At 36.7% G+C, this 7,888-nt stretch carries 9 protein-coding genes; 4 read left to right on the top strand and 5 right to left on the bottom strand.

The genetic code is table 11. The annotated features are described in order from the left end of the window. From KDK67_RS12995 to KDK67_RS12985, 3 genes are all read right to left on the bottom strand, one after another. The coding region (locus tag KDK67_RS12995) for an AMP-binding protein (protein ID WP_250869240.1) at positions 1–467 on the bottom strand (467 nt) is incomplete at its 3' end. Positions 468–519: 52 nt separating this feature from the next. Beyond that, positions 520–1,074, bottom strand: coding sequence for a helix-turn-helix domain-containing protein (locus tag KDK67_RS12990; protein ID WP_250869238.1), 555 nt, complete (start codon positions 1,072–1,074; stop codon positions 520–522). 174 nt (positions 1,075–1,248) lie between these two features. Next, positions 1,249–2,640 carry a COG1470 family protein gene (locus KDK67_RS12985; protein WP_250869237.1) on the bottom strand — a complete coding sequence of 464 codons (1,392 nt, stop codon included), beginning with the start codon at positions 2,638–2,640 and terminating at the stop codon, positions 1,249–1,251. Positions 2,641–3,203: 563 nt separating this feature from the next. Here KDK67_RS12985 and KDK67_RS12980 point away from each other — a divergent pair. Then, on the top strand, positions 3,204–3,722 hold the full coding sequence (locus KDK67_RS12980; RefSeq protein ID WP_250869236.1) for a hypothetical protein: 519 nt from the start codon (positions 3,204–3,206) through the stop codon (positions 3,720–3,722). A 601-nt stretch (positions 3,723–4,323) separates the two neighbouring features. Here KDK67_RS12980 and KDK67_RS12975 read toward each other — a convergent pair. Continuing rightward, positions 4,324–5,274: a glycoside hydrolase family protein gene (locus tag KDK67_RS12975; protein WP_250869235.1), complete on the bottom strand. Its 951-nt coding sequence runs from the start codon at positions 5,272–5,274 to the stop codon at positions 4,324–4,326. 348 nt (positions 5,275–5,622) lie between these two features. On the opposite strand from KDK67_RS12975, the gene KDK67_RS12970 reads away from it, so the two are divergent. Further along, positions 5,623–5,982, top strand: coding sequence for a hypothetical protein (locus KDK67_RS12970; protein ID WP_250869234.1), 360 nt, complete (start codon positions 5,623–5,625; stop codon positions 5,980–5,982). An 82-nt stretch (positions 5,983–6,064) separates the two neighbouring features. Continuing rightward, a complete protein-coding gene (gene nrdD / locus KDK67_RS12965) occupies positions 6,065–6,418 on the top strand; it encodes an anaerobic ribonucleoside-triphosphate reductase (RefSeq protein ID WP_250869233.1) in 354 nt (117 codons plus the stop codon). A 111-nt stretch (positions 6,419–6,529) separates the two neighbouring features. Here the strand turns inward: nrdD and KDK67_RS12960 are convergent, their stop codons facing one another. Then, positions 6,530–6,757 (bottom strand): hypothetical protein, encoded by a 228-nt coding sequence (locus KDK67_RS12960; protein WP_250869232.1) that lies wholly within the window; start codon positions 6,755–6,757, stop codon positions 6,530–6,532. Positions 6,758–7,045: 288 nt separating this feature from the next. On the opposite strand from KDK67_RS12960, the gene KDK67_RS12955 reads away from it, so the two are divergent. Then, positions 7,046–7,528, top strand: a complete 483-nt coding sequence (locus KDK67_RS12955; RefSeq protein WP_250869231.1) for an S-layer protein domain-containing protein — start codon at positions 7,046–7,048, stop codon at positions 7,526–7,528. Positions 7,529–7,888: the final 360 nt, after the last annotated feature.

The raw sequence follows: 7,888 nt of genomic DNA, 5'->3' as shown, positions 1-7,888 counted from the left end.
TTGTGACCTTCATCGATATATCCCATCAACCCTTCATCATCCGCACTGACTACCATCTTTATATTGGAAAGTTCGATACGGTAGGTGACATCCTTTGTGGTCAGCATATGCGTTGCAGGAAGGGTGATCGCACCGAGCTTATGCAGGGCAAGGATACATATCCAGAACTCATATCGACCTTTAAGGGTCAGCATAACAACATCGCCTTTTTCGATGCCGTATTTTTTGAAGAGATTAGCAGCTTTGTCACTATAGTGTTTCAGGTCCTTGAAGGTATAGACCAGTTCATTGCCTTCATCATCACACCAGACAAGTGCCCTTTTATCAGGCTGTTCTTTTGCATACCTGTCAACGACATCATATGCGAAATTGAAATTTTCAGGAATGTTGATCTTGAAATTTTCCTTAAAGTCCTCATACGATCCGAAGTCTGTACGTGAGATATATTCTTCCAATAAAGATGACATATTTACACCCGTTTTTTATAAAAAGATAAATAAGGTTCAGATAGCAAAGCTATCATAGAACCATTGCAAGGAACTTTGCCGGCTCATCCCCAACCGCTTCCATTGCATGAACGAAGCTGGAATCGAAATAAATGGAATCTCCTTCCTCAAGAATTATCTCATTATCATGTATCCAGACCTTGAGCTTGCCGCTTATCACATAATCGAATTCCTGTCCAGGATGGGAATTCATGGAAGGGGGATGAGCATCTGAACGCGGTTCCACACTGACGATGAAAGGTTCTGCCTTTTTATGAACAAAGTTCGAGGCAAGGTTCTGGTAATTGTAATCCGCCCTTCTTTCCACTTCAGTGCCTTTGCCTTTTCTGTTGACCGCAAAGATATGCATGCGCGGTTCCTCTCCTGTCAGAAGAAGTCCCAGGTCCACATTGAGTATCTGTGATATCTCAAACAGCATGCTTGCAGGAATATCAGATTCCCCGGAATCATATTGTTTGTATGTATCCACAGAGATGCCGAGCTTCTCAGCCATGGCCTCAAAACTTATGTCGTACAATTTGCGCAATTCGGATAGACGTGATGCGATTTCGATTATTTTTTCCTGCATGTTATCAACTTATTAGAGCCGTTACAAAAAATGCTTGCAAGACGACAATTCTTTTAATATAGGCACTGAACTTTCAGCATTGATATATTATATCATTATCTGCTGTGATGTTAAAAGAAGAAGTAAAAAAAGGTATTGAGTGCCATGTTAACACATGACACAATGAAAAGAGATTCAATCAACAGGACCGATGTTGACAGAATATTCAAAATTCTCTGTGTTGTGAGGCATTATCTCAAGTGTCCATTCTCCAACGGCCCCATCAGCAAGATAGACTTCCGTATATGTTGTTGAACCCTGCTGATAAACATTGAATTGCTCCCCATCTTCGCTCTCTTTTGAAACAGATATATCGCTCATAGCCCCATCTCTTGCCTCATCCATTGCAATTCCATAATAGATAGGAGATTGCTGTGAAAGACTGACAGTGCTACTGTGGCCTGAACTAATAAGGACCGACTTGACCTGACCATCAGCGTTCTTCAACACGATATCGAAGGAAGGTGCTGTGGAAGATGTGCTGCTGTCACCATAATTATAGTCCCTTGAGATTATCTTGAGGGTTACCGGATCATCTGTCCTTGCAACAAAGCTTGTTGTGAACGGCTCTTCTGGCTGTTGCCAAACATCGAGGTTCATGCTGACCTTCTGGCTCCATTCATTCATGGTCCTGTCATCGATGTTCAGGTTGATCCTGCCATTGAGATTTCCTTCTGCATCGACTGGAATTCTGACCTTTACTGTTACAGTGGCCTTTTCTCCTGCCTTGATAACAGAAGGTGCTGTGATGGTCACATCCTTCTCATCAAGAGATGCCTGTGCACTGTATCCATACCAATCATCCTCACTTACCTCGAATTCAGGGTTGATGGAAATTGCCTTGTCAGCAACGTTCTTGAGCTTGATGACATATTCATATTCAGAACCTGCTTCCACACGGTCATTGATGTATGAATTGAATACCTGTACATTTGGTGGTAACCAGACGTTCACTGAAAGCTCAAGTGCCCCATTATAGCCAGGATACAGAGCTGAGACATCCCCTTCGAGATCGCTGAAGAAAACGTTTGCATCATAATTGTCAAGTGCAGCATCTTCAGGAACTGAGACCTTGATGGTGAACTCCTGCTTTTCCCCGTTATTGAGCTCAGCCTTTGCCGGCGAGATGGTAACCCAGTCCTCGTCAAACATGTTGTCACTGAATACCTTTGGTGCAACATAAGGCTCAAGGGTTAGTGGCTCTTTCCCGTGATTGAAAAGCACGACAGTCATTTCATCTGACTCTCCTGGCTTTATTCTAAGATAGGAATATCCCGGATCAACGAGTAGAGGAACTATCTCTTTTTCAATTTCAGGATATAGCATGTCCTGATAATATCCATCAGCAGAGATCTTTTCAGCTATCAATGCAGGTTCAGATATCAATATAGGTTCAGCTATTAGCACGGGTTCAGCAATCAATTCTGGTTCTGCTGCTGTATTCTCAGGGGCAGCAATGGCAACTGTTATTGCCGTCATGCTGAGCAACAACAAGCCAATTGACATAAATGCAAAATATTTTTTCATATCGATTCTCCTTTTATAATTTGGTAATAGTGAGCGTCTTTCGACATGTTACAATAGGAGTTACACTTATTAAAGAATTGTCTAAACTTCGAACTCATCCGTAGTTATCAGGATCATTGAAGTACCTGATCAAAATTGAAAAAAAAGAAGCATTAGCCAGTTTAACTGGCACTTGGAAGTAGCTTTTAGACGGTTACCAGAACGTAGTAAAACGACCAGAGGAGTTTTATGATCACTGCTACCGACATTACCCATAATCTAAATTTAGCATCAAAATACACATTTTGTTTCCTTTTCATTTATCCTGACTAATTTCCGGACATTACACACATTCCTGATTATCGATCGTATTGACAATATGACTTAATTTCTTTGTAAAATTAACTTTAACCTTTTAGAACATAAATGACTTACTTAAGCACCTCATTACTTTATTTTTTGAAAAGTGAGTGCTTTGAGCAAGGGTTGCTCGAAATGTGTGATAAATACACATAACTGACTCATTTAAGGAAAGTTCAACTTTGAGGAAACTATAATTAATGATCAGAAAAATATAGGAAAGAATGACTCGTTACGATTTTTTTGAATTGTTACCACTTGTTGTATTGATGGTTATTGCTTTTCTTTACACGGTTGGTTATGCGATAGGTAGGCTCCCGGAAGATTATTATTCTTTTCTAAATGGGATGTTGTTTTTCCTGACCGCAATATACGTATGGCTTACTCTGAGAATATTGAAAGACAATCAAAAATCTAGGGAAATCGAATTCATTGAAAGGCAATTAGAAAAGCTATATTATCCATTAAAAGACGCTTTACTTTTCAACAATTTTCCTGGCAATATCTCAAGAGATCAGCTCAGGGAAGGGGATTGTCGCCCAATTGACAATATAATTCCGTATCAATATCTTATAGAAAACGAGACAAGGGGTAAATTAAGCAGATATATAGATATATTTATCTCAATGCAAAAAATGGATGTTCCTAAGGCACATTTGATTCTAAAGTCAGAAGAATTATTCCAAGCCATCGAGAAAGATATCAAATACCTCAACAACCAGCTGGACGAACTCACACATTAATCGACTTTCACCCCATCACCGTGACATTCATTCATAAAATGACGCAATAGACGAATTGATAGATTACACATTTTTGACAACAATAATCTCTGCTAAAAATGAATAGGAGGAACTGACATGACTTATTATAATAGTGATTATTATACTGTTTATGAGTATCGGTTTTGCAAAAAATGCAATAAAGAAACCAGACACATAATCAATACTTACAGAAATACTGGCAATTCTTTCTCTAGGTGCTTGAACTGCCAACCTAAGATTCCAGTTAAGAAAATCAAGATAATATAAGTGTTCTTAGTTTCATTTAATTCTCACATTCATTCATAAAATGACGCAATAAGAAATTCACAAATTACACATAAATGTCAGATATAAGCAGTTACACTTCACAAGCGTACATAATTTGATATTCTTGAATGAAATGTCAAACTTAGGAGCTGATGCTATGGCTGATAAGCCTTTTACCCTCAATGTCATGTGAAGGAGAGGTTAGAAGGATGGGAACAGAGGGTTTCAAAAATAACATGACTAAGATAGATAAATCCATGAGGGCTATGAATTAAAAGAAGCAGGCATATTGCCAGCTTCCAATAATACAGTCTCAATTTTTACGTCTTAAAAATATTCCCACGACTGAGATAACAAGAACAGAAAGCCCTAATGTAAAGCTTGGTATAGTATTTGACTTCTCATTTTCTTGAATTCTGTCCATCATTGCTTCATAATACAATTGAGACTCACTGTCTAAACTATCCTGCATTGATTCCCAATATGCAATATCTGATTTTGCTGTATCACTCTCACGCTTTAAAAAGGTAATATCATCATTTTTGTATGCTTTCCAGTCTTCTTCAGGTATGCCATAACGATAATTACTAGTCAATATTTTGTCATAGATTACTGGAGTTATTTCAATCGCATTACCTATTTCAGCTAAATATTGTTTTTCAGTATAATAAGCTGCTTCTTCTGCTTCTATGATGTCTTTTGCATTCTCCAGTGTTCCTCCAGATTTGATCTTATTTTGGATTTCAATAATTTTTTCATTAACTTCAACTTTATCCTCATATTTTATCATGATGTCTTGAGAAATATCAGCTGCTTCCTGTGCATTTTGCTTTTGTTCTACTGTATTAGCACTATCCCGTATCTCAATCCAAAAATCATAATAGTCTTTGAAAGTGTTAACGTTTTGTCTGTAAATATCCGTATTATCGATGTTTAAATAATAAGATTCCTCATCAAACAAATAAGAAAGAGCTAAATCATGTTTTATTATGTACTTTGATACACTTTCACTAGTTACAACATTACCAGTACTAGCATCAATTACAATTTCAGCATTTAATGCATCCCCTTCAAAAATAGAACAAATATAATAGTAATTGTTATTGTATTCATATGGTCCGTAAGCCTCGCATATTTCCCCTTCATATGCATAAGATGAACCTATTTTAGATGCTTCATATTCACTTAATTGTTCGGCGGCTACAACAAAACAAGTTGACATCATTATAACTATGCTAAATAATATTATTTTACTTAGTTTCATAAAATACTCCTAAAGGTTTATTGAATTTTAATACCCCATACAGATATAAAAAAACATCGCCATTTTTTTAAAAAAGAGATGGAATGTACCCAAATAAATATGAATGCACTTTATTCTTATTTAAACCGTTTATATTATACTTTGAATTTTGTAAAATGTTTGCATAACCACGTACAAAAAAATAGACTTACCTATATCCCCGACTTGCTATGCGAGGGATGCGATTTGAACCCACAAATCTATCCAAGTCTTAACCTTAACATCTCTTCATATTTTGACATAAATGAAGAATTGGTGTATGTACATAAAACGTAAGGATTAAATATTGATTGACTCATAATTAATTTCATGGATATATCTAAAAAAATAACTATGATGGATGAAGATTATGAGAAATTACTTGACAAAGAAAATTATGATAAAACATTCTCATACAAGTTGAATGAAATTAATAATTCTGATGTTTCGGATGAGTGTAAAAAAGCATTAGTCGAATGGGCTAACAGATATATAAATAGAAGAAATGTAAGAAGGTCGCTTATGACCTCAGATTCCAAAGATCCAGTGAGTTCATTAGAAAAATCTGCAACGTCTGAGATGGAAACGATTTGTTGTTATAAGAAGAGTGAAGATACACAATTGGAAATACAACTAAAACCTACTATGTTAACCCTTGCAACTGCACTTATATCACAATTTCGGCCTTAATTTTAACCCTCCTTGATCTTAGGACAGAATTAGAGAATTAACGAATTACACATAAATGACAGACATAAGAAGAGTGGAAAATATGAGTGAAAGAGAAATGATGTCCGTGGATAAATTGTACGCAATGCCGTTGAGCAGGTTTGTTGAGAGATGTGTCGCATGGTGTGATGAGTTCAATGATGGCAAGGAAATGAAGATCGAGGGTAATGATGTTTGCCCTGTTCAGTTATGGGTTATGGCAAATGGGAGCAATTGCCCAGGCGAGACTGTGGTGGACCTAATTGCAACCTGTAAAGTATGCGGAGACCCCGTGTGCCCTGATTGCATGAATCATAATGTGCATCAGTTGTCAAGAGTGACCGGATACCTCTCAAACGTGAGCGGTTGGAATGAAGCAAAAAAACAGGAATTAAAAGATCGAAACAGAAACTTTTAATTTACATTCCTTGCGAGAATGACAGATATTGAAGAATTACAAATGTACATGTTATGTCAGGTCTAAAGCGAATGCTTGAATGAAATGCAGTGAAAACATATGTCCAAGTTCTTACAATATAAAGTTTTGAGGTGATTGCATTTCAAACAAGTTCAAACCCATTCGTCCGGGGATAGATGATAGTGTTGTAGATACTTCTTTGCTTCCAAAATGGTTCTTATTAGTTGCAGCCATTTTTTTAATGTTTAGTTTTTTTGTATTGGCAATATTCCCTGAATTTTTTGCATTAGGTGCTATAACAGCAATAATTGTTTGTGCAGTTATTGGTGTTCTGTACATTCTTAAGACAAGACGTTAATCTTAACCTTCCTAATGCGGAAATGTCAGATATAAGGAACGAAATCAAGGGGCTTATTTTTATGTCACTGTCCTCTATTTCTGTCATTATCTTAATAGTATCTGACCTTTCGTAATAATTCATGATAGGCAAAACAGTTGATCTTAACAAATTGTGGCAATTCTGGAAGTAACAAAAGGGACATTTTGTTTCCAAAATATTTTTATACCACGGTGTATGTTTTTTTAAAGTACCTTTGAGGTATATTTTGTGGGGGTTCAATTGCAATCATGGACAAAAATTCAAAGAAAGTGGCCAATGTACTTAAATTACTATCTATTCTCATCGTTATATTTATTTCATCACTGATACTTTCAGCAAACTTTGTCCCGTCAAAATATTTGAAGGATTTTTCGGAACATCCTGTGGAAGAGATCCTTCCACAGGAGGTATTTGAAGAGCAGACATTCTCCTTTTCCGATAGATACGTTCTAAGTACTGGTGAGACATTCAAACTGCCGGATAATTATAATCTCATTCCAAGGCAGATCGATGTCGAGGGCAGAATGGCGTGGTTGGAGGTTTCCAGGAACGGTGATTTCGTAGACGATGAGGTCATGCCTATCTCAGATGACCTGGAATCAGGCTGGGATGTGTATTCAGAAGATGGGAATGAGTTGATGTTTAGGATATATCTAAACGATGTATATCAAAACAAGATCGACAGTGTCTCAACGGAAAGTGTATGCGTGGTATATATAGAAATGATGTGAAACCATACCTCCCGGAAAACCGTTAAAGGTGGTATATTTTTCTGTAAACAATTATGGGTGAAGTCATGAATCGAGACTACTAAGCTTTAGCTTTTAAAATCTGCATAACTAATACTTTAAATAAAAAATACAACAAAAAGGATATTTGTCCACCCTCCGAGTTTAACATGTTTACAGAAGAATAACTTAGGGAAGAGGTCATTGATCTAAAATTGAGCCAACATAGACCAAACATTATAGTTAAAACCCCAAATTATTAGACTAATTCGTTATATAGACTGTTCCATGGTTAGACCTGAGGGGATCTTTATTGAACGGCATATGACCGTTGAAGAGTTAGACAAGCAGATAAAATTAGAG

This window comes from Methanococcoides seepicolus (assembly GCF_023684405.1).
Classification (GTDB): Archaea; Halobacteriota; Methanosarcinia; order Methanosarcinales; family Methanosarcinaceae; genus Methanococcoides; species Methanococcoides seepicolus.
This window is presented reverse-complemented; position numbering and strand designations above follow the sequence as displayed.